Genomic DNA, 21,457 nt, shown 5'->3' with positions numbered 1-21,457 from the left:
TATTAGCTACCGTTTCCGGTAGTTATCCCGGTCCGAAGGGCAGGTTGCCTACGTGTTACTCACCCGTCCGCCGCTAACTCATCCAAAGAGCAAGCTCTCTGAATGAATCCGCTCGACTTGCATGTATTAGGCACGCCGCCAGCGTTCGTCCTGAGCCAGGATCAAACTCTCCATAAAAGGCTCGACCTTCGTCGAGCTGAACGTCTGAAAGGTATCAATCTCGGCTGAGCCGATCCTTTCGGACGAACAAGTTCGTTTGACTTGCTCATAAGATGAATCTGACGAGATGTTACTCTCGATTAATACTCACTCGTTGTTCAGTTTTCAAAGATCAAACCGTCTTCATCGCCGATGCTCGTTCGCACCAGCAACTCTTATACTATATCACGTCCGACCGTTTTGTGCAAGCACTTTTTTTGATCTTGTTTCATTCGATCGATTCAGGATCAATCGGCCGGAATAAGAATATACCATGCCCACTAACTGAATGCAACCCTTTTTCGTAAATTATTTAATTACATTAAATTCCTAAGATTCGCGTTATACAAAAAAGGACAACCCCCTCTTCCATGGGCTTGTCCTTGATTTCATTCATTATTCAGCATCTTCACTATTCAGAAGATTAATAAACCTTAGCCGGTGCGTACTTGCTGCTGCTCTTGGCCAGCGCGACGCTCTTCTTGCTCTTGGCAAGCCCGGCGTCTACGGTCGTATCAATCGTGATCCATTTGCCGCCGACCATGACTTCGTTCCAGGCATGATATTCTTTCACATAATCGCTGCTACCCATCACGAGTTTGGTCGGAACGCCTACGCTGCGGAGCATCGCGGCGAACAAAGCCGAGTAGTCATAGCAGATTCCCTTCTTGCTGCTCAGTGTATTCTCGATGTTGGGGATATAGTCAGCCGGCAGGTTGGCGGCCAGCGTGTAGTCGTATTTAATATTGTCTACTACGTAGTTATAGATCAGTTTCACCTTGTCCATGTCTGTCGAAGCATTCTTCGTCAGTTCCTTCGCGATCTGAATAGATTTGTCGGTGGCATCCCATTTGATGTTCTGTACCGAGCCGAGATAGGCCGCATTCGGATTGGACAGGGAGAGGGACACCGTCTCGGAGAAGATCAATTTGTATTTGTTGCCGCTTGTGTTCTCCAGTACGGAGACTTGATACGAGCCATTTCCCTGCTGAAGCGGGAACCATTCCTCGGAATCGCTCGGCAGTGTGTAGTTATAGCTCTTGCCGTCTTTGGTTATCATAACTTTCGTTCGGACGGACGGGGTAACATCATATTGGACGCCGACAACTCCCTGACTCACCTTGGAAGTATCCATCCAGTCGGCGGAGGCTTGGACAGAGGACGGGACGAACGGGAGAGCGCTGAGGCCGATAACGCCTGCGAGCAGCACGCTGTACCACTTCTTATTCATTTGATAAAACTCCTTTCGGCAACTGGCTGCCACCCCTTGCGGGAAAGGCCCTGTAGCTTTGCGTCCCTGCCTTTCGACAGGTTTGCTATTATCGTTGCAGCCTTATCTAAACAACAAAAAAAGCCTCTTCATTCGGTAGCTGGCTGCCACCCCTTGCGGGAAAGGCCCTGTAGCTTTGCGTCCCTGCCTTTCGACAGGTTTGCCGTTATCGTGTTTAGCTTTTCTGTTAATAGATTACCATATTTGCAGAGCTCGTTCAATAGTTTCGAGCAACAAAACTTCCAAATTTTAATATTTTTTTCGTAAAAACCCGGCTGAACTTTACTGCATTAAGGCATTTTGGCATGGATGATAAGTCTGTGGGTGGGATTAATCATTGGATCGCAGGTTATCAGAGTAAGCATGGAGTCCTGGCCCCGGTCTTCCAACACTCTAAGATCGGTCGGCAGCACGCGCCGGATTTCAACGACCTTATACGAATAGATCTGCCCGCGAGCTTTAACTACGATGGAATCCCCGATCTTGACCTCTCCCAGGCGGTTGAAGAGCCGCCCTTTGGTATGCGCCCGGTGCGCCGCAACGGCAGAGTTGCCGCTCTCTCCGAGCGGTGCCGTCCCGGCCACATGAGCTGCCGCATGCTTCATGTTCGCTTTGGTCGCTCCTTCAAGAATCGGGAGCTTCACTTCTATTGAAGGGATCTCGATCACCCCGATGGCATGCTCCTCGGATGCCGCTTCGGGAGATGCCTCCGGCTCTTCCAATTCCCCCTCCTGCAGAATCCGGGATACGGCCTCATATTTGCTTCGCAGATCGGAGCTGCCCTGCGATGGAGTTGCGGTATCGGCATCGGCAAAGCTTCTCTCCGCTTCGGCCAGGAGTCTCGCCTGCCGCCAGTCGTTATAACGCTCGTTGCCCCACGGATACAGCAAGACCAGTATTCCGGCTGCAATCAGCAGATAGGATAGTTTCCGCATTGAAGAAGCTCCTTTCTCGGTCCGCTTATTGCGAAGACGTCCGGTCGCCGACCGGCGTCCCCTTCGGCTTGACGAATACCCATTTGCGGCTGCCGAAGAAGTTGATTATGACGGTTATGAAGGTAACCGCCGCTTTGGAGAGCAGCACTTGAATCCCCAGTGTATCGGTCAGTAAACGGATCAGAACGAGGGAGAGTCCCATTACGCACAGATTCAGAATGATGAACCGCAGCAGCTGGCTGCGGTCAAACCGGTCGTTCCGGGAACTCTCCTGATCCCGAAATGTTATTTTCTTGTTCCAGATAAAGCTGTTGGCCGTGCCCGCGCTGTAGGACAGCACCTGGGCCGCGGTATAGAATAAACCCAGACTGTTCAGTACGGTGAAGACGGCAAAGTCCACTATCGTATTCAGCACGCCGACCGCATTGAATTTAAGGAATTGAATCAGATCGGCCCGTCGCTTGAACTCAGCCACGGCCGTTCTCCTCCCTTGCCTGAGCGCCGTCCTCTTCCAGAAGCTCCCGCTCTTCACCCGGCAGCCTTGCGTATCCGGTCTCCTGACGCACGATATACAGCGGTCTGCCTTTGGCCTCATCGTAGATCCGGCCGATATATTCACCGATTACCCCCAGCAGCATCAGCATAATCCCGTTGAACAGCAGATTGACGCCGACAATCGAGGCCCATCCGGGGACGGTCCGGGAAGTAAAGAGCTTCTGGAACAGCACGAAGAACAGGTACAGAAAGCTCGAAAGGGACAAGGCAAAGCCGATATAGGACGCGATCTTGAGCGGCTTGTGAGAGAAAGAGGTGATGCCGTCTAGGGCGAACCGGAGCATTTTTTTGAGCGGATACTTGGTCTCCCCGGCAAAACGTTCCTCCCGCACGTATTCCACGCTCGTCTGCTGAAAGCCTACCCAGCTCACCAGTCCGCGAACGTACCGGTTCTTCTCCTTAAGGCCGCGCAGCACGTCGGCCACCTTGCGATCAATCAGCCGGAAGTCTCCGGTATCGGTCGGGATATCGACGCTTGTCATGCTGCTGAGCAGACGGTAGTACAGCTTGGCTGTCACTTTTTTAAACGCCGTCTCGCCGTGTCGCTTCAGACGTTTGCCGTACACGACTTCATAACCCTGCTTCCACTTCGCAATCATCTCCAGAATGACTTCGGGAGGGTCCTGAAGATCCGCATCAATGACGACGATCGCCTCTCCCCGGGCGTAATCCATTCCTGCCGTAATCGCCACCTGATGACCGAAGTTCCGGGAAAAATCGATAATCTTCACCCGCGGATCGCGGTCTGCGATCTCCCTCATAATCGTCATAGTCCGGTCCCGGCTCCCGTCGTTCACGAACACCAGCTCATACGTATCGCCGCAGCAGTCCATGACTTTGGACAGCCGTTCATAGGTGTGGGCAATGACCTGTTCCTCGTTGTACATCGGAATAATGACACTGTATTTGGCATTCACCGCATTCACCACCATAAGCCTCCTATACACACAAATGATAAACAATGCGGACAGCTCCAGTCCCGGAAACTGCCCGCACGGTTATGTCCCTCTTAAAACGCAAGATCAGAATACCCAGGTCGGGAACCAGCGGAGCATAATGTCCACATAGTCTTTGGTGACCTGCATACCCGACAGAACGGGGTAGAACATCACGAACAAGACGGCGGCCGCGGCTGCATAGATACCCAGCAGCGCGTTCGTCCGCTTCGGAGCCAGCCTGCCGTCGGCAAGCTTCAGCATATATACCAGAGCCAGAATCAGGAAAGGCACCATCGCAAAATAATGATAAAGGAACGTCTGGCGCGGAACAAGCATCCAGGGAATGAATTGGGAGAAGAAGCCGATCCAGAGCACATACAGCTTCTTCTCGCCCCGCTTGATCGTCATCCACAGGGCAGCCAGCAGGGCAAAAATGCCGGTCCACCAGATCACCGGGTTGCCCATCGTCACAATGCTGCTGACCTTGCCGGCCGGCAGGCCGTCTCCGCCGCTGAAGAACCAGACCGGCCGCTTCATGAACGGCCACTGCCACCACTGCGAAGCGAACGGATGGGTCGCGGTCAGCTGGCTGTGATAATCGTACATGTTCTTCTGGGCCTCAATCAGGCCGCTGAACGTATAGCCTTGCCCTGTCACCGACAGCACCGGTATGAACGACAGGCTGTAGATGGCCGCCGGAATCAGAACGAAGAATGCCACGCAGGACCCAAGCGTAAGAACGGTGTTTCGCCAAAAGACGGCCGACGCCGACCGGCAGGCGGCGGCCAGCTCCTGATCGCCGCTCCCGCGTTCCAGCACTCCCCGGGCCGCCCGGTACTGGCGGTAGCGGTCATAGAGCGCAATGAACAGCATAACGGCAAGGCCCGCTCCTCCGTACAGCACAATCCATTTGGAGGCGACGCCGATGCCGAAGAACAGCCCGGACCAGAAGAGCGGCCAAAGCGTCTTTCGAAGCGGCACGCGGTAGAAGTCCATTGCCACGTACCGCTGCATGAAGTAGAACATCAGAATAATGAAGAACACGCCGTAGACATCAATGGTGGAGATTCGCGTCTGGGTAAAATGCATGAAGTCCAGCGCGAACAGTCCTGCGGCCAGCGCCGCGTAACGGGTTCTGCCGAACAGGCGGAGCGCCATTACATAGAGCGCCGGCAGCATTGCGATACCGAACAGCGTGCCCACAATCCGCCAGCCGAACGGCGTGACGCCGAACACTTCCATCCCGGCGGCAATCAGCAGCTTGCCGAGCGGCGGGTGGGTGTTCTCGTAAGGCACGATGCCGTGCATGTACTCATAAGCGGTCCGGGCATGATAGATTTCGTCAAAATAGGAACTGTTCATGTAGCCCATATGGGCCGGAACCTTGCTCTGTTCATCGAACAGCATGGCTCCCGTCCCCTTCTTGGCGGGGGAGCCGGCATCTACCGCCGATGCAACCGGCAGCGGCTCCGAGGTTCCGGGCGCATAGAAGGCCATTTCGTGCAGGAAGAATCCCGGCGAGGTCGCTGTGATCCGGACATAGCGGGCGGATGTATTCAGCACCTGTTCCTTCCAGATGAATACATTGCCGACCTCCTCATTCACGATGACCGGTCCCGACCAATTATCCCCCGTCTCGCTGAATTCCAGCTTAAAGGCGCCGGTCCCCACTCCCCCGAATGTCTTGGCCTTCTCCAATTGCTGCGAGCTTCCGAGATCGACAACGACGCTGCTGCCGGTCTGCGGCTCCCAGACCGTCTGCGGGGAGCGGTCCGAACCGAGGTTGGTCAAAGCCAGAGCGCCGTACAGCACGGTGATGGCGCCCATCCAGATCCAGTCCTTCCGTCCCATCCGCGCACCGCGGGATACGGCGGAGCCGGCCAGCGGCCGCAGCTCCTCGGCGAGCGCTATTTGGGACCGGCGCTGCTCTTCTTCGGACCGCGGGCCCGGAAGCGGCAGCACCCGGCCTCTGAAATAGATATCCCAGCCGACATAGAGCATATACAGCAGCAGCCCCAGATTCGCAATGGAGGTCAGCAGCACGATGCCGTCCGAACCCGGCGTCTGGGAGGCGTTCAGGAAGATGAGCACATACCGGACATTGATATACTGGGTCAGCGAGAAGCCGAAGAACAGCAGAAGCAGTCTGCGGTCCCGCGAAGCGGCATAGGCAAAGAGCGACAGAATGAGCGCCGGGAACATGTAGCGCTCATGCATTTTGGTGCCGAGCACGAACATGACGACGATCATCAGCATGGCGATATAGTACGACTTGGAGAGATCCTGCCGGTTCTTCCGGAAGGAGAACAGGCCGGCCAGCAGCACCGTTACGACAATGAAGATGCTCCCCCAGATCCGGAACGGGATGCCGAGCCACGTCCGGTCGATCGGCGCCCAGGACGGCGCAATCAGCGTATACAGATTGAAGGCATTGACCGTTGAGTACGGATAGGACGAGAGCGTGCTGCTGTACAGGTCGATTATGCCTTTGATGCCCCCGTTGCCCCAGAAGAACGGCAGCGCGATGGCAGCCAGGGCCGCCAGTCCGTACAGCGCCCCCTTCAGCAGTTCTTTCCAGGCGCGATGATGATAGAAGGCAAACAGCAGCACCGGGGTAAAGATCAGCGCCTGTGGTTTGACCGCGGTCGCAATGGCGAACCACAGGGCGGCTACCGCCAACCGCTTGTCGGCGACAGCCATAATGCTGAGCAGCAGGAACAGGACGAAGAACGAGTCCGCCTGGCCCCACACGGCCGAATCCGTCAGGACGGCCGGATTGAACAAGTAAAGGGCGGCGAGCACCAGCGCGAGGCCGCTGCCCCATTTTTTGCCGACGAAACGGTACAGCAGCACGCCCGTTATCAGATCGGCTACAATCGCCGGAAGCTTGAACAGCAGCATTTCGCCGGAAGAGCCCGCCGCCAGCCCGAGTCCCAGCTTGATCTCATGCAGAAGATACAGAATATAGAGATAACCCGGCGGATAGTCCGCGAAGACACCCTCTTCATAGAAGCGGCCCGGGCCCAGATCGGCGACCCGCTGCCCCCAGTACATGAAGGTCTTCATGTCGTTCAGGTAGCCCTGCTGGGTCCAGCCGAGCCAGAGTCTCAGCACGAACGCAGCCGCAAGCGTCAGGATGAACCAGAAACGCACCGTCTTCTCCGGGCGGTCCAGGAGCCGTCTGCTGCGCATGGCCGAGCGGTACATCAGCACAAAGAAAACGGTGAACAAAGCAGAGAACAGCAGGACGCTCTTGGGAGAGACATCGCCGGTGTTGCCCGACTCCTCCTTCGGCGCCGAGGTCTGGTCCCCGTCAAGTGAAATGACCGAAGCGCCGGCGGGCGCTTCCGACAGCTCTTCTATTGATATATCGTCAAAATAGGCTTTGCCGGTGTTCAGGCTGCCGTAACCGCCAAGCGCCGGACCTATGGAGATTTCTTTCTGGTCGCCGCCCGTACGGCCGACGAACTCCAGCTTCTCCCATTGTCCGCCGGTATCGGACAGCGCCGGATAGCCGCTGCCAAGACCCGCGACGACAATATTGGCCCCGAAGCCCTCCGCCCCCGCGCTGACGACCTTGATCCAGCCCGAAATCCGGTAGAGGCTATCCGGCTTGACCGCTACGGTCTGCAGCCATTTGGCGTGGTTCTGCTGGACATTCTCAATTACGGCGGCGTAGCTGCCGGAATGGGCTTCGCCCGACTCTACCGAGATCGAACCCGCCGCCTCATCCGGCACCCACGCATCCCGTGTCCAGCCCGCCGGCGCATTGCCGTCCAGCTCTTCAAACCCCGAATTGTTCAGCATATTTCCTGCAGCGTGGCCGATTCCCCCGGGAACCGCCAGCAGGGCGACCAGCCAGACCGTGAATACGGCTGCGGCAATCCGCCTTACCTTCAACATGTCATCACCCTCGTCTTCGTCCCTTCTGAATAAATAGTCTCTATGTAATCTGTCGAACTTCCTCACTTCAATATAATGCAATTGGCGGTTGAAGGAAAGGCGACGAGCGACCCTGTAATGTCCGTCGGGACGGACGGGACGGACAGACTAAAAAGCCGGCCGCCAAAAAGCGCGAGAAGCTTCTTGGCCGGCCGGCTTGGGCAGGGCGCGCTGCGCTCTGCCGCGATATTTTGGTTAAATACGGGAAGAAAGGCTTGAAGCCTGCCGGTAAGGCCGGGCTTTAGCCCTGGCTGCCGATCAGGATATACCGCAGAACGATCAGAACGGCGAGCAGCCACATCATCCAGTGAACTTTGTATGTCTTCTCGCTGCCTCTAAGATTGGCGATGGTCGCCAGAATGACGTAGAATACGATGCCGAAGGAAATGCCGTTGGCAATGTTGTAGGTGAACGGCATGATCGCCAGCGTCATGAACGCCGGAATCGCAATCACCATGTCGTCAAAATCAATGTGCTTGATGGACTGGGCCATCAGCACGCCAACGATAATCAGGGCGGCGGCGGTGGCCGAGCCCGGAATCAGCGCGGCTACCGGAGCCAGGAACAGGGCGAGCAGGAAGCAGACGCCGGTGGTTACGGCGGTCAGACCGGTGCGTCCGCCTTCGGCGACGCCCGCTGCGCTCTCTACATAGGCCGTTGTCGTCGAGGTGCCCAGCAGGGCTCCGCCGGTAACGGCAGCGGCGTCGACCAGCATGGCTTTGCCGACGCGGCGCTTGCCTTCTTCAGGGTCGTCCATAATTCCGGCGCGGGTTGCGGTGCCGACCAGTGTGCCGAAGGTATCGAACAGTTCAACAAAGGTAAAGGTTGCGATGGCGGATACAAGGCCGGTATGCATAATGCCGTCCCAGTCGAAGGAGGCAAAGTTGAGCTGGCTGAAGTCCGGCGTCCAAGGCGTAGCCGGGTTGGACAGGGTATCGAAGTCGACAACGCCCATCAGAATGCCGGCGACGGTGGTACCCAGAATCCCGAAGAGGATCGCGCCTTTCACACGCAGCACCATCAGGACGCCGATCAGCAGCAGGCCGATGATAGCGAGCTGAACGTTCTTGTCTTCCAAGCTTCCCAGATGAATCACGCTCTCGAACGAGAGGATGTCGGTGAACTTGCCTGCGGCGATATCGTTGCCGGCTTCCACGCCGATCGTCATCAGACCGCTGTTCTTCAGACCGATAATGGTAATGAACAGCCCGATGCCGACGGTGATGGCATGCTTGAGTCCGTCCGGAATCGCATCCAGCAGAATCTGGCGAACGCGCGTAATGGTGAGCAGGATAAAGATCAGACCCGAGATAAAGACGGCTGTCAGTCCCATCTCCCAGGTGAACGGGTGATCCGTTGTGGCGGACGAGAGTACAACCGATGCGAAGTAGGCGTTAAGCCCCATACCGGGCGCGAGTGCTACCGGAAAATTAATGAACAAGCCCATGGCGATTGTAAAAATGCCCGCGGCCAGCGCGGTCGCCAGGAAAACGGAGTACCAGCCCAGCCCTTCAACTTGCCCGAACGCGGTCAGCGTACTCGGATTGACGGACAGGATGTAGGCCATGGCCATGAAGGTGGTCAGACCGGCCATAATTTCCGTTCGTACGGTGGTACCATTCTTCTTGAGCTTGAAAAAGCGTTCCAACATGTTCTCCCCCTAAGGTAAATGGTGATAGACGGGCAACAGCAAAAGACCGGTGTCAAAATCGACCCCGGCCGGAAAAGAATGCCGCCAAGTGCTCTCTCTTTGCGCAAAGATGAAAAACGCAAAGAACGGCAAACCTGCGGCATCTCTAATCGTAGCCAGGTCATTACGGTGACCTTGTAGAAACTTCCGGGCCGATTCCCGGAATTATACGAATATTGATGTGCCAACGCCTCTCATTTTAGGACGGGCTCACATGAGTTGTCAATGGTAAAAACGAACATTCGGAAGTTTCTACCCCTTATTGTTCGGATTATTGCAATAATTGTCTGCTGTCCGGCCTATCCCGGTTCTCTCCGTGAGATTGAGCTTTCAATGGAAATAGGGGCGGAGCAGCAAGAAAAGACCAATGACGGAAAATATCCCCGTCCCGACCCGGGAAAACAGAAAATACGCGGGTGAAGGCTCCCGAGTTGACTTCCAACCCTGCGTGATACTCCAAAATGTTCTTGGCCTGATCGTGGCGAATAATGCCGTTCCCGTCCAGAGCATCAGAAAGATTGTATACAACCCGGATATCACTTTGATTTCAGGCGGCACCCGCTCATCTCCTCCCTGAATTCCGCCATACGGCGAATCCCTCTGATTGGCAAAGATTCTACAGCGGATGAGTCCGGCAGACAGTGATGCTCTTAATACTTTGGCATTACTTTGGCATTTAATTATGGACATAAAAAACTCTCTTCCATTCGCTAAACGACGCAAATAGAAGAGAGGAAATCAAGCGTTATTGCCTCAGACAGAAATGTGATTCAACGGTGAATTCCCGGTTATTCCCACTCAATGGTTGCCGGCGGCTTCGATGTGATGTCGTACACTACGCGGTTGACGTTATCGACTTCGTTGACGATGCGCACCGAGATCTTCTCCAGCACATCCCACGGGATACGGGCCCAGTCGGCGGTCATGCCGTCGATGGAGGTTACGGCGCGGATGCCGACGGTGTAGGAGTAGGTGCGGGCGTCGCCCATTACGCCGACGCTTCTCATGTTCGGAAGCGCCGTGAAATACTGCCAGATTTCGTTGTCCAGACCGGCCTTCGCAATCTCTTCGCGCAGGATGAAGTCGGAGTCGCGGACGATCTGCAGCTTGTCCTCCGTCACTTCGCCCAGCACGCGGATGGCCAGTCCCGGACCCGGGAACGGCTGACGCCAGACGATCTCGCGCGGGAGGCCGAGCTCTTCGCCGACTTTGCGGACTTCATCCTTGAAGAGGGTGTTCAGCGGCTCGATCAGGCTGAACTTCATGTCTTCCGGCAGACCGCCGACATTATGATGCGACTTGATGGTCTGGGCGGTAGCCGTTCCGCTCTCGACGATGTCGGTATACAGCGTCCCCTGGGCCAGAAAGTCGAAATCGCCGAGCTTGGCCGATTCTTCGTCGAAGCAGTAGATGAATTCATTGCCAATGATCTTGCGCTTGCGTTCGGGGTCGTCCACACCGGCCAGCTTGCCGAGGAAGCGGTCGCGGGCGTCGATCTTCACGACATGAATATCGAATTTGCCGACAAAGGTCTCCATGACGCTCTCGGCCTCGCCTTTGCGCAGCAGGCCGTGGTCGATGAACATACAAGTCAGCTGGTCCCCGATCGCCCGGTGGATCAGCATCGCCACCACGGAGGAATCCACGCCGCCGCTCAGCGCGCAGAGCACCTTCCGGTCGCCGACCTTGCCGCGGATGTCCGCAATTGCGTCTTCGATGAACGTCTCCATCGTCCAGTTCCCCTCGCAGCCGCACACTTCATACAGGAAGTTGGAGATCATCTCGCTGCCCTGCACGGAGTGGCGAACTTCCGGATGGAACTGTACGGCGTACAGACCGCGCTTCTCGTCGCTCATCGCGGCAATCGGGGCGCTCTCGGTACCCGCATCCAGCTTGAAGCCTTCAGGCAGCCGGACGACATGGTCCCCGTGGCTCATCCAGACGGTCTGGACGCTCTCCAGGCCCTGAACGAGCTTCGCGCCTTCTCCGAAGCGCAGTGCGGCCTTGCCGTACTCCCGCTTCTCCGCACGTTCGACGGTGCCGCCGAGCTGCTGGGCCATGAGCTGCATCCCGTAGCAGATGCCGAAGATCGGCAGGCCGAGGTCATAGATCGCCGGATCGACATGCGGCGCGTCTTCTGCGTAGACGCTCATCGGTCCGCCGGAGAACACGATGCCCTTCGGCGACAGCGCCTTGATCTTCTCGACCGGCGTATTAAACGGCATCAGCTCGCTGTATACCCCGAGGTCCCGGATACGGCGAGCGATCAGCTGGTTGTATTGCCCCCCGAAATCAAGCACAACAATCAATTCATTTGGCTTATTCATTACTTGCCTCCCTTAATTATTGGATTCATTATACACGTGCGGCTCCAAAACGACAACGGCGGGAAATGTCCGCCGGACAAGGTCATCCCTCTGCTCCGAGGACCCGACTCCCGGCGAAGCGGCAAGCAAAGGCCCCGCTCCCCAGGCCGGGGAACGGGGCCGGACCAGACAGGGTCCCGGGCCAACCGGGACCGGGCAACCGGGCAGTCTCGCTGAAGCGGGAGGGGACTTCAGTCGGGAGAGGCGCAGGCTCTGGGCCTGGCGTGCTGTTTCGCCGGGCTGTTCCGCACTGCCCGCCTGCGAGAAGCCCGGGAGGACCGGAGCTGCCCTGCCGGGGGGCGGGCGAGCAGCTCCCCGGCCGGCCGCTACTCCAGCCGGGCCACGATGGTCCGGCAGTCGCGGAGGAACCGCTCTCCGCCATCCATTCCGCCGGACCCCGCCCCGCCGGCCGGAGGCCGGCGATACGCCAGTGTCTCCCACTGGCGGACGAACCGCCGGACCGCTTCGCGCAGTCCGGCATCGTTGATCGGCAGGGAGTCGGCATACTCCCTGCCCGTGCAGCCGGGCGGCGGCGCTCCGTAGCGCGCCGCAAGCCCGGCCCAGGCGAGAGCGGCGGCCTGCGCCAGCCGCTCGGGCTTTCCCGCGCTGCGCAGCCGCAGCAGCGCGAGCGTCCGCCGCCGCCGCCAGGCCGCGGCGGCAGCCAGAAGCGCCGCCGCGGCTGCGGGCGGCGCAGCGCGCAGACCGGCGGCGGCCGCAGGGCCGCCGGTCTGCGCGGCCCGGGCGCGCGGCAGCGCGGGCGCGCCCGGGCCGGCGGCGGCTTGGGGAAGACCGGACGCCGCAGGCGTCGGGTCGAACGGCACCCAGCCGGCGCCCGGAAAATAAACCTCGACCCAGGCATGGGCATCTGCGTCGGTTACCGTCACCTTCCCCGGCTGACCTTCGGAAGGCGTTCCGGGCCCGTAGCCCGCCGTATAGCGAGCCGGAATCCCGGCACTGCGCAGCAGGACGGTCATCGCCGTTGCGAAATGCACGCAATAGCCCCGCCGGGCCGTGAAGAGAAAGTCGTCGACAAAGTCGCTGTCCGCGGGGGGAATCCGCGTATTCAGCGTGTAGGCGTACGTATGGCGCAGATAATCGCGGACCGCAGCTGCGGCGTCATACCGGGTAGCCGCGGAGGCCGTCAGCTGCCGGGCCAGCTTCCGCACCCGGTCCGGCAGCTCTCCGGGAAGCTGAAGCTCGCGCCGAACCGCCGCCGGGTCTGCGCCCTTCTCCCGCCGGAGTACTGCCGGATCGGTCAAAGGCAGATACGCGCTGACCGTATACCCCGAGACTGTGCTTCTCGGGCCGGTCCCTGCGGGGAAGAGACCCGCCGGCAGCGAGCCGTCCGAGCCGGCAGCCCCGGGCGATCCGGGCAGCCGGAGCTCGCCCCGGGCTTCGTCCAGAAGGACATAGCCCAGCCTGCTTCCGCCTCTGAGCTGAACGGAAGCGACCTCGGCCACTTCTCCTCCGGCAAAGAGCGGCAGGCCGGACGCGGGCGGCGTCCGTTCGAGCACCACCTGCTGAACGATCCGACGGCGCTCTTCGGAGGCTCCGGCCTCTTCTTCTGTTTCCTCCCGAAGCCTCATTCCGGCCTCCTTCAAGGGAACCGGCGTCAGCTCCTTGGACTTGCTCCATCTCCGCCCGTCGTAACGGTCATAGCTCTCCCCGCGCCAGTAGGTGCGTTCCGGCGTTAGAGCACGGAATACCGGCAGATCAGAGGGGTGAAGCGGACGGCCCAGCTCTGTCCGGGCGTCTGTTCCATAGCCGGTAGAAGCCGGAACCGCCCCAGGCGCGTCGCCTCTGCTCCGCTCCCTGTAGCCTGCATCCCAGCTGCGCAGCCGTTCCAGCATCGGTACAATTCCGGGCGCATCCCGCTCCGGAATTCCCATCCGGCCGTGAAGGCACCAGGCCAGGCCGGCAATCAGCGCCGCAGCCGCCAGGCTTCCGCGGCACCAGCGCCGGAAGGGCGGCTGCGGCTGGCCGCCCCGCTCATGAAACCGGTAGAATCCGGACGGCATATTGAGTTCCGGCTCCGCTGCTGTCTCAGTCTCAGTCTCTGTCTCTGTCTCTGTCTCTGTCTCCGCTTGCGCTGCCTTCTCCCGCAGCCGAATCAGACCGCAGAGGCCGTGAAGCCCCAGCAGCAGCGCGGCCGCTGCGGCCGTAACGCCCAGCGTGTCCAACTCCAGCCCCCGGTCAAGTGCAGCCAGGTAAGCGACAGTAATCGCTGTAAACAGCAGACAGCTTCCCCGGACAGCGGCCAAATAACCGACCGACCAGACCAGCAGTCCCCAGCCGGCGAGCAGCAGCGCCAGACGGCCGCTGCCGCTCATCTCAGTGACGCGGCCCGAGACCAGCAGCACGGCGTCGCGCAGGCCAAGCCGGAGCCAGCCTCCCGGTTGCAGCGCTTCGGTTGCATCCGCCAGATGCAGCCAGACCCCCGCGACCAGCACAAGCCGAACCGCGGCGCGCAGCCGCCGGGATAACCGCAGGGCGTCTGTCAGCAGCAGCGCTCCGGACAGCAAGCCCAGTAGGCGAAGCAGCTCCTGATGGGAGGAACCGCCCATCGCCCGGAGCGGGTACAGCCACAGCCCGAAGATTCCGCACAGCAGGGCGGCAATGGCAAGCCGGTAGGCCAGCGGAAGCTCCGTTTCGTCCGCGAGAGCCGGTCCGCCGTCCCGGACGGAGGAGAAGGAAGCGGTTCTCTTCCGGTCCGGACGGGAACCCGCAGCGCTCAGAGCACTTGGCCGCGGCCGGCCCATGCCAGCCCGCCCCCTTCAGGTCTCCGCTGCCCCTGGTCCAGCCGATAGAGAACGGCCCCCAGGCGCCGGAGACTCTCTCCGATGCCGGCGGAGGACTTCCAGGCAGCGTCGGCGGCTTCTCCCGGAGCCGCCGCTGCGGGTGCTTCCTCGTCCCAGGCATAATACACCTGCACCTCCACGCCCTGGGCAAGCAGCCGGGCCAGGGCCGAAGCGCCGCTGCGCTCCAGCCGTCCGGTCACGACGGCCAGCGACATGCCGGGAAGGCACTGGCGGGACGCCTCCTCCAGCAGGGCGGCCAGGCTGCGGCTGCCCCCGGGGGCGACCTCGGCCATATAGGCCAGAACCCGTTCCGGGATGCGTCCGAGGCCTTCGTACCGGGCCTGCTGCTCCGGCCAGCCTTCGGCGAACAATTGCGTGTACGCCCGTTCCCGCTCGGCGGTCCGCAGCAGCCCCATAGCGGCCGAGACTGCAAGTTCAAAGGCGGGCGCCGGAGCCAGCCGCTCTGCCCCGGTCCCCGCTCGGGTCCCGGCGGGTGGGCGGAGCGGTTGATAGGCTGCGGCGTTGTTGTCCAGCACGATGCAGAGCATCCGGCTCCGTTCCCGCTCCGTCTCGCGGGTCAGCAGTTCTCCCCGGCGGGCGCTGCTCTTCCAGTGAACGCGGCTTAGCGGATCGCCCGGACGGTAGCTGCGGATATCGGACTCTTCGCCCTCTCCCCTGCCCCGGCGGACAGCGGCGCCCGCGCAGTCTGCAAGCGCGAGGGGTCCAGGACTGTAATACAGCGGCGCCGGCGTTACCAGAAGCTCGGGCCCGTCCCCCGTCTCACGGCTGCCGGTGAACCAGCCCGGAAGATCCCCCCAGACGGCCCGGCCGAGCTCCAGCCGGTGCCTCCCTCTCTGGATGCCATTCAATTCATAGTCGAAGCTCAGCTTGCGGCGGAAGCCCGGGAACAGCAGCGTTGTCCGGCATGTCCGGTTCCAGCGGTCTTCGGCCAGCAGCCAGGGAACCGGAAGCCAAGACGAGAAAGTCAGTTCTGTATGTACCGTGATCGTCCCCCCGGCTTCAAGGAAAGTGCGGGACAGGGTCCGGTCGGCGTTGAAGGCGCGCGGACCGAACAGATGCAGCGCGGCGCCGCCCAGCAGGAGCAGCCCGTACAGTTCCAGCAGGAACAGCAGGGAGGCTCCGCCCATCGCGGCATACAAGCCTGCCAGCAGCCCAAGCACGCCGAAGGCTCTCGCCCACTCCGCCGCCCGCCTTGGCGAAGATGAGCTCCCGCGCACATGCTTCTTCGATTCGCCTGTCGGGACCGCCTTCGGTCCGGGTGATGGGTCCGACAACAGATGGGAAGATCGCCCCGTTTCTAGCCGTGCTGTCTCCGCGCCGGTTACGGAGCTTGCCGTCATGGCAGACGGGCGATTCTTCTCCCGTGTGCCGGGGACGGATTCCTTCTCGGCGCCGGGTCTGCCGGTTCTTCTCCGGCTCCACAGTCTCCCCCGCTTCTGCCTCTTCCCGTCCGGAGCCCGGCTTGCCGAATCGGCCGCGCCGGCCCCGCTGCTCCGCTTTCCTCTGGGCGGATACCCTTCCGCCGATGCTGCTTCTTCCGCCGGCGGACCCGGGATTCGATCCGTCCCCCCGTTCCCGCCTTCCCGGAAGGAACGCTTGTATTCATTGGATTCCACTGGCCCGTCTCCCTTCTGTCAAGGATGGCTTCTCTTTCGAAGCCCTACGGCACCAGTATGCCCATGAACCAGCAGGTACAGACCGCTTGGGAAGGCCTCCCGGCGGAGCTCTCCATGCCGTTCCGATTCAGACTCTCCGGACAGAACCGCATTCGGACTCTAGCCCGCCTTCACTCTCCGTTCTTCCTGGCCGGAGACGGTCTCCAGCAGCGGATGCCCCATTCCGCCCAGCAGCGTCCGCAGCGGTACCCAGACCGTATCTCCGCGCATATAAGCTTCGTCCCCACCCGGCTTCCGCAGCGCGGCGGCAGTCCCTCCGGCTTCCCTGCTCCCTGTTATGCGCACCGTTCCCGAAGCCGGATCGGCGGTCAGCATCCTGCCGTTCCACTCCGCCCGGGCCGTCCGCGTGCTCGGGTCCCAGAACACGCGGCCGCCCAGCCGTTCGACCGCCGCCCGCAGCGGAACGGCGTAATGGCCGTCTCGAACCGCGTACTCTCCGGAAGCCAGCGTAGTCTGCATCATGCCGACTTCCAGAACAAGCGGCCGCCCGGCCGCGAACAGCTCCGCATTGGAGGCGACATGGCCCGCAATCCATGCGGCCGAAGGCGGAGTCCGCTTGGCATAGGCAGCGGAAGGATGGACCTTGAAGCGGACGGTGTCGGCTTCATCCTCCATCGTTTTGAATGTATACCCCGCCGCCCGGTAACGGGCAATAATCTCCGGCAGCGCCTCCGCGCTCGCTTCATGGCCCGCTCCGTCATGGAGAAGGAGAATGACGCGCTTCTCACCGAGACCCGCAAGGGATGCAGACAGAATGTCGGCTGCGGGCACGCCGCACCGCAGCGAGTCTCCGCTGTCCACCGTCCAGTCCGAGACCAGATAGCCCGCTTGCTTCATCAAATAGAAGTAGGTATCATCAAAATGACCGGCTGTTCCTCCGGGAGCCCGCACAAGCCTCGGACGTTGGCCGGTAATGAGCCGGAGCGTCTCCTCCGTCTCTTTGATCTCGCCCCAGAAAGCCGGAAAGCCGCTGTACAGCGTGCTGTAGGTATGATCATAGGTGTGGTTGCCGATGGTGTGTCCCTGCTCATAGATGGCGTTGATCCATTCGGGATGCCGCTTGGCCGCCTCGCCGAGCACGAAGAAGGTCGCCTTGATCTTCTCGCGCTTCAGAATATTCAATACGTCTGGCGTGACCTTGCTGGGTCCGTCGTCAAACGTCAGATAGATCGTCTTGGTCTGCTGCCGTCCGGTTCCCGCGGATTCGGATGAGGCAGGCGCCGCGGACAGAGATGCAGTCGCCGGAGGCTTCCCTTCGGAACGGCCCGCGTCTTTGGCAGCGTCAGCTGCCTTGGCGGCAGAACCGCCGGCAGCCTGGACTTTGGCGTCTCCCGACGCCGAAACCACGGAAGGACCGGAAGGAATCGGAGAGAAGCCTCCTCCCCCTCCGGCAAACACTGCGCAGAGTATAATTCCGGACATTGCGGCCGCCGCCCTGCGGCGAACGTTCAACCATGACAACATAAGCATGACCTCCAGCATTCTCGGGTGGGCCCCCCAATCAGGCCTCTTGTTGAATCATATGAGGACAGGCGGTCCGATAGACTAGACTGGAAGATATCCGTTTGGAGAGTGAGCATCTATGGAAATGCTGAAATGGATTCAGGAAATGTTCGCCGAATACGGGTACAGCGTGCTGTTCTTCGGCCTGCTGCTGGAGTTCGTCGCCTTTCCGTTTCCGGGCGAAACGACCATGGCCTTTGCCGGCTATTTGTCCTATATGGGCCGGCTGGATTTTCTGCTGCTGATTCTGATTGCCCTGGCCGGTACGACCATCGGGATGACCCTGACCTATGTCCTCGGGCTGAAGGCCGGCATGCCGTTCATCCAGCGCTACGGCCGCTGGTTCTTCTTCTCCCCCTCCAAGCTGGAGCGAACGCAGCGCTGGTTCGAGCGTTACGGCAGCTTCCTGGTGTTCGTCGGCTATTTCGTGCCGGGCGTCCGCCATTTTACCGGATACTTCTCGGGCCTGATTGCCCTTCCGTTCCGAAAATTCGCGCTCTATGCCTACTCCGGAGCTCTGGTATGGGTCGTGCTGTTCCTCGGCGTCGGCCGGGTATTCGGTCCGCAGTGGACGTCAGTCTTCCATCTGCTGGAGACCTACGCCGTCTGGATTGTTCTCGCCATCGTCCTTCCGGCCGCCCTCTTCCTGCTCTGGCGCAAACGGCGTTCAGTCGCTCTGTTGATATCCCGTCCCAAAGCGCTTGCCCTTCTGAAACCCAAGGTGAAGGTAGAGAAAACCTCAAGAAAACGCTGATTATCCGGCTGGCCGCAGTCCGTCCGGCGGCTCTGAAACCACGAAGAACCCTCCCATTCCCGGGAGGGTTCTTCGTTGTGCTGCGCACTTATTGAGAAAAGGTTGAGGTTCAGTTGGCCTTCAGGGCCTCTTGCTTGCCCGCTGCCGGAGCTTCTTCTTCCTGTGCCGCATAATCCGCCGCCGGCGAAGTCTTGCGGATGAAGAAGGCGAGCACGAAGGCGACTACGGCCACCCAGGTGGCAATATGGAAGGAGTACGTAATGCCGTTGACCATCGCGTCGTTCGTCACCTTCAGCATGCCGACTTTGTCGGTCTTCGAGACGGCTCCGCTCACGAGCGCTTCGGTGACGAGATCCTTGCTGCGGCTCGTGAAGAGGCTGACGAACAGCGCCATGCCGAGCGCGCCGGAGACCGTGCGCAGCGTGTTGGACATAGCCGTTCCGTGCGAGTTCAACCGCTGCGGCAGCTGGTTGAGGCCGGCCGTTGTGATCGGCATCATCAGCATGGACATCCCGAACATTCGCGCGGAGTAGATCAGAATCAGGTGCGTATAGCTTGTCGTTTCAGTGATCTGGCTGAATTCCCAGGTCGTAGCGACCGTGATGGCCAGACCGAGGACCGACAGCCATCTTGCGCCGATTTTGTCAAAGATAATACCGGTGATCGGAGACATAATACCCATCAGAATCGCGCCCGGCAGCAGCAGCAGACCGGAACGCATCGGTGTGAATCCGCGGACCTGCTGAAGATACAGCGGGAGCAGGATCATGGCCGAATACATCGCCATCGTAACGACGATATTAATAATTGTGGTCAGGGTGTACATGTTATAGCGGAAAATCCGGAATTCCAGCATCGGCTTCTCTGCGGTCATTTCCCGCCATACCAGCAGGATCAGGCCAATGACACCGACGATCAGCGAGACAATAACCGTACGGTTGTTCCAGCCGTCCGTTCCGGCATCACTAAAGCCGTACAGCAGGCCGCCGAAGCCCAGGGTGGAGAATATAATGCCGAGCTTGTCGAGCTTGGGCGAGGTCTTCTCGGTTACGTTCTGCATGAATTTCGCGCCCATGAACGTGGCAACCAGCGCCAGCGGCAGCACGATGTAGAACAGTACGCGCCAGGAATAGTTCTGCACCACCCAGCCGGACAGCGTCGGCCCGACCGCCGGAGCAAAGATCATGGCGATCGCCATCATGCCCATCGCCTTGCCGCGTTCTTCAATCGGGAAGATCATGAGGAAAATAATGTTCATCAGCGGCATCAGAATGCCCGCTCCCGCCGCCTGGATCAGACGGCCGATCATGACCATCTCGAACCCGGTCCCCGTCGCACAGACGAGCGTGCCGAGCGAGAAGAGAATCATCGCGGCCATGAACAGAAAACGGGTCGTGAACTTCTCGACCAGATAGGCGCTGATCGGAATCAGCACGCCGTTGACCAGCATGAAGCCGGTCGTCAGCCATTGGGCCGTATTCGCCTGAATGTTCAGGTCTTCCATCATCTTCGGCAGCGCGACGTTCATCAGCGTCTGATTCAGCGTCGCTACGAAGGCGCCGATAATCAGAGCGGCCATGAGCGGGCCTCTGCGAATGTGGGATACCGCCGAGGCAGTTTTTGCAGTCATTGTACTCATAATTCGTTGCTTTCTCTCCTTTGTTCTAAAATCTGAATCATATCTTCATGAATGCGAAGCAGCGTCTGAACATCTTCGTCCGAAAGCCGGTCCAGGGAATCTACATGATGCTGAAACAGCACGTGGGCCTGCTCCATAATCCGCTCTCCTTCTTCCGTCAAAGCCAGCCTGCAGATTCGCCGGTCCTCCTCGGACCGTACTCTCGTCAGCCAGCCGGATTTCACCATCCGTTCCACAACTCCGCTGACCGCGCTGTTGCCTTGATGCATCAGCTCCGCAAGCTCGGAGATCCGAATCTCCGGATGCTGGCTCACTTTGCGCAGAACCGTCAGCTGAGTTCCCGTAATGTTGCACTGTTCGGCTCCTCTGGACAGCAGTTGATGAAAAACATGGCTCAGACGCCGGAAGGAGGTCATAATTTCTTCTAGCTGTGTGTTCTCCTCCACCCCGTTCACTTCTTCACTCCATTCCAACCTGATAATTATTTCGCATGCGAATTATTTTACTATTTATCTAATCCTTTCGTCAAGAAGATTTCTGAAAGTTGCTGATTCATTTTCAGGACAAGCAATCATTTCCGGAATAAGCCGCAATGAAAAAAGCCCAAGGGCCGCAGGGCCCGGGCTTCCTTCACTGGATGGATTTATGGATTCCAGACTTCCCCAACATCCAAGTTCAACTTATGCGTATTAATGATTACGGTATGATCATTCTCCCATTTCACTTGAACTTGCTCTGCCCGCTTCTCCGTATAGACTCTTTTGGTGAACCAGAGCGGCCCATCCAGTTCCCCTACAATTCCAAAGCTCCCCATCGCGCCTGCATCGGTACGATAAAATTTAAGGGTGTACGTGCGATCCGGGGATTGGGAAGTGGCGATCCGTTCTTTTGAGCCCGAGAACATGTTTGTAAACAACAAGGCCGCAAGAAGTACGAGCGTTGAAATCAAAGAAAGCACGGCAGAGATCCAGCTTCTCATCCTCAAGAACCGGCTTGACCGGTCGCGGAAACCGGCCAGGGCGCTTATCAAGACAAGGACAGATCCAATGAGAATCGCATAGACCGGCGGGAGGAGTTCCCACTCGCTATGGATGTTCATATACACTGTATATCCGGTCAGGATATACAACACCAGCACTCCTGCAAAGGACAACCCGTTCCACAGCCTCATG

General features: G+C 59.4%; 15 protein-coding genes, 1 rRNA gene and 3 riboswitches. Of the genes, 1 reads left to right on the top strand and 15 read right to left on the bottom strand.

The annotated features are described in order from the left end of the window. The 12 genes from RBI05_RS07875 to RBI05_RS07825 all read right to left on the bottom strand — a co-directional run. Nucleotides 1–177: ribosomal RNA gene (locus RBI05_RS07875) — 16S ribosomal RNA — on the bottom strand; the annotation flags it as partial. 445 nt (nt 178–622) lie between these two features. Continuing rightward, nucleotides 623–1,429, bottom strand: a complete 807-nt coding sequence (locus RBI05_RS07870; RefSeq protein WP_310550676.1) for a transglutaminase-like domain-containing protein — start codon at nt 1,427–1,429, stop codon at nt 623–625. Between the two features lie 14 nt (nt 1,430–1,443). Continuing rightward, nucleotides 1,444–1,526: riboswitch (cyclic di-GMP riboswitch) on the bottom strand. Between the two features lie 34 nt (nt 1,527–1,560). Continuing rightward, nucleotides 1,561–1,643: riboswitch (cyclic di-GMP riboswitch) on the bottom strand. A 115-nt stretch (nt 1,644–1,758) separates the two neighbouring features. Beyond that, on the bottom strand, nt 1,759–2,403 hold the full coding sequence (locus RBI05_RS07865) for a class D sortase (RefSeq protein WP_310550675.1): 645 nt from the start codon (nt 2,401–2,403) through the stop codon (nt 1,759–1,761). A gap of 25 nt (nt 2,404–2,428) precedes the next feature. Next, on the bottom strand, nt 2,429–2,878 hold the full coding sequence (locus RBI05_RS07860; RefSeq protein ID WP_310550674.1) for a GtrA family protein: 450 nt from the start codon (nt 2,876–2,878) through the stop codon (nt 2,429–2,431). Further along, nucleotides 2,871–3,875, bottom strand: coding sequence for a glycosyltransferase family 2 protein (locus RBI05_RS07855; protein ID WP_223879959.1), 1,005 nt, complete (start codon nt 3,873–3,875; stop codon nt 2,871–2,873). Before RBI05_RS07855 ends, RBI05_RS07860 begins: the two co-directional genes overlap by 8 nt. A gap of 105 nt (nt 3,876–3,980) precedes the next feature. Continuing rightward, nucleotides 3,981–7,799 carry a glycosyltransferase family 39 protein gene (locus RBI05_RS07850; RefSeq protein ID WP_310550673.1) on the bottom strand — a complete coding sequence of 1,273 codons (3,819 nt, stop codon included), beginning with the start codon at nt 7,797–7,799 and terminating at the stop codon, nt 3,981–3,983. A 280-nt stretch (nt 7,800–8,079) separates the two neighbouring features. Then, on the bottom strand, nt 8,080–9,486 hold the full coding sequence (locus RBI05_RS07845) for an NCS2 family permease (protein ID WP_310550683.1): 1,407 nt from the start codon (nt 9,484–9,486) through the stop codon (nt 8,080–8,082). 135 nt (nt 9,487–9,621) lie between these two features. Continuing rightward, a riboswitch (purine riboswitch) is annotated at nt 9,622–9,721 on the bottom strand. A 137-nt stretch (nt 9,722–9,858) separates the two neighbouring features. Beyond that, nucleotides 9,859–10,038 (bottom strand): DUF6199 family natural product biosynthesis protein, encoded by a 180-nt coding sequence (locus RBI05_RS19295; RefSeq protein ID WP_408638316.1) that lies wholly within the window; start codon nt 10,036–10,038, stop codon nt 9,859–9,861. A gap of 278 nt (nt 10,039–10,316) precedes the next feature. Next, nucleotides 10,317–11,855 (bottom strand): glutamine-hydrolyzing GMP synthase, encoded by a 1,539-nt coding sequence (gene guaA / locus RBI05_RS07840; protein ID WP_150459597.1) that lies wholly within the window; start codon nt 11,853–11,855, stop codon nt 10,317–10,319. Between the two features lie 365 nt (nt 11,856–12,220). Beyond that, entirely contained in the window at nt 12,221–14,653 is a 2,433-nt protein-coding gene (locus tag RBI05_RS07835) for a transglutaminase-like domain-containing protein (RefSeq protein ID WP_310550672.1), read from the bottom strand. Further along, nucleotides 14,626–16,329: a DUF58 domain-containing protein gene (locus RBI05_RS07830; protein WP_310550671.1), complete on the bottom strand. Its 1,704-nt coding sequence runs from the start codon at nt 16,327–16,329 to the stop codon at nt 14,626–14,628. The genes RBI05_RS07835 and RBI05_RS07830 overlap by 28 nt, the downstream gene beginning before the upstream one ends. 159 nt (nt 16,330–16,488) lie before the next feature. Then, complete coding sequence (locus RBI05_RS07825) at nt 16,489–17,853, bottom strand: polysaccharide deacetylase (protein ID WP_310550670.1); 1,365 nt, start codon at nt 17,851–17,853, stop codon at nt 16,489–16,491. 118 nt (nt 17,854–17,971) lie between these two features. On the opposite strand from RBI05_RS07825, the gene RBI05_RS07820 reads away from it, so the two are divergent. Next, the gene (locus tag RBI05_RS07820; RefSeq protein ID WP_310550669.1) at nt 17,972–18,646 is read left to right on the top strand and encodes a DedA family protein; all 675 of its coding nucleotides are present in this window, start codon (nt 17,972–17,974) and stop codon (nt 18,644–18,646) included. A gap of 109 nt (nt 18,647–18,755) precedes the next feature. Here the strand turns inward: RBI05_RS07820 and RBI05_RS07815 are convergent, their stop codons facing one another. The 3 genes from RBI05_RS07815 to RBI05_RS07805 form a co-directional block, all read right to left on the bottom strand. After that, complete coding sequence (locus RBI05_RS07815) at nt 18,756–20,285, bottom strand: DHA2 family efflux MFS transporter permease subunit (protein ID WP_310550668.1); 1,530 nt, start codon at nt 20,283–20,285, stop codon at nt 18,756–18,758. Next, nucleotides 20,282–20,740 (bottom strand): MarR family winged helix-turn-helix transcriptional regulator, encoded by a 459-nt coding sequence (locus RBI05_RS07810; protein WP_150459602.1) that lies wholly within the window; start codon nt 20,738–20,740, stop codon nt 20,282–20,284. Before RBI05_RS07810 ends, RBI05_RS07815 begins: the two co-directional genes overlap by 4 nt. Before the next feature lie 188 nt (nt 20,741–20,928). Then, entirely contained in the window at nt 20,929–21,456 is a 528-nt protein-coding gene (locus RBI05_RS07805; RefSeq protein ID WP_310550667.1) for a DUF5412 family protein, read from the bottom strand. Nucleotide 21,457: the final 1 nt, after the last annotated feature.

It is taken from the genome of Paenibacillus glufosinatiresistens (assembly GCF_031470375.1).
Lineage (GTDB): Bacteria > Bacillota > Bacilli > Paenibacillales > Paenibacillaceae > Paenibacillus_AQ > Paenibacillus_AQ glufosinatiresistens.
This window is presented reverse-complemented; position numbering and strand designations above follow the sequence as displayed.

Coding starts and splice junctions, on each gene's coding strand:
- guaA (WP_150459597.1), bottom strand. CDS start 11,855: ATGAATAAGCCAAATGAATTGATTGTTGTGCTTGATTTCGGGGGGCAA.
- RBI05_RS07820 (WP_310550669.1), top strand. CDS start 17,972: ATGGAAATGCTGAAATGGATTCAGGAAATGTTCGCCGAATACGGGTAC.
- RBI05_RS07805 (WP_310550667.1), bottom strand. CDS start 21,456: ATGAGGCTGTGGAACGGGTTGTCCTTTGCAGGAGTGCTGGTGTTGTAT.
- RBI05_RS07815 (WP_310550668.1), bottom strand. CDS start 20,285: ATGAGTACAATGACTGCAAAAACTGCCTCGGCGGTATCCCACATTCGC.
- RBI05_RS07850 (WP_310550673.1), bottom strand. CDS start 7,799: ATGTTGAAGGTAAGGCGGATTGCCGCAGCCGTATTCACGGTCTGGCTG.
- RBI05_RS19295 (WP_408638316.1), bottom strand. CDS start 10,038: ATGCTCTGGACGGGAACGGCATTATTCGCCACGATCAGGCCAAGAACA.
- RBI05_RS07835 (WP_310550672.1), bottom strand. CDS start 14,653: ATGGGCCGGCCGCGGCCAAGTGCTCTGAGCGCTGCGGGTTCCCGTCCG.
- RBI05_RS07825 (WP_310550670.1), bottom strand. CDS start 17,853: ATGTTGTCATGGTTGAACGTTCGCCGCAGGGCGGCGGCCGCAATGTCC.
- RBI05_RS07870 (WP_310550676.1), bottom strand. CDS start 1,429: ATGAATAAGAAGTGGTACAGCGTGCTGCTCGCAGGCGTTATCGGCCTC.
- RBI05_RS07865 (WP_310550675.1), bottom strand. CDS start 2,403: ATGCGGAAACTATCCTATCTGCTGATTGCAGCCGGAATACTGGTCTTG.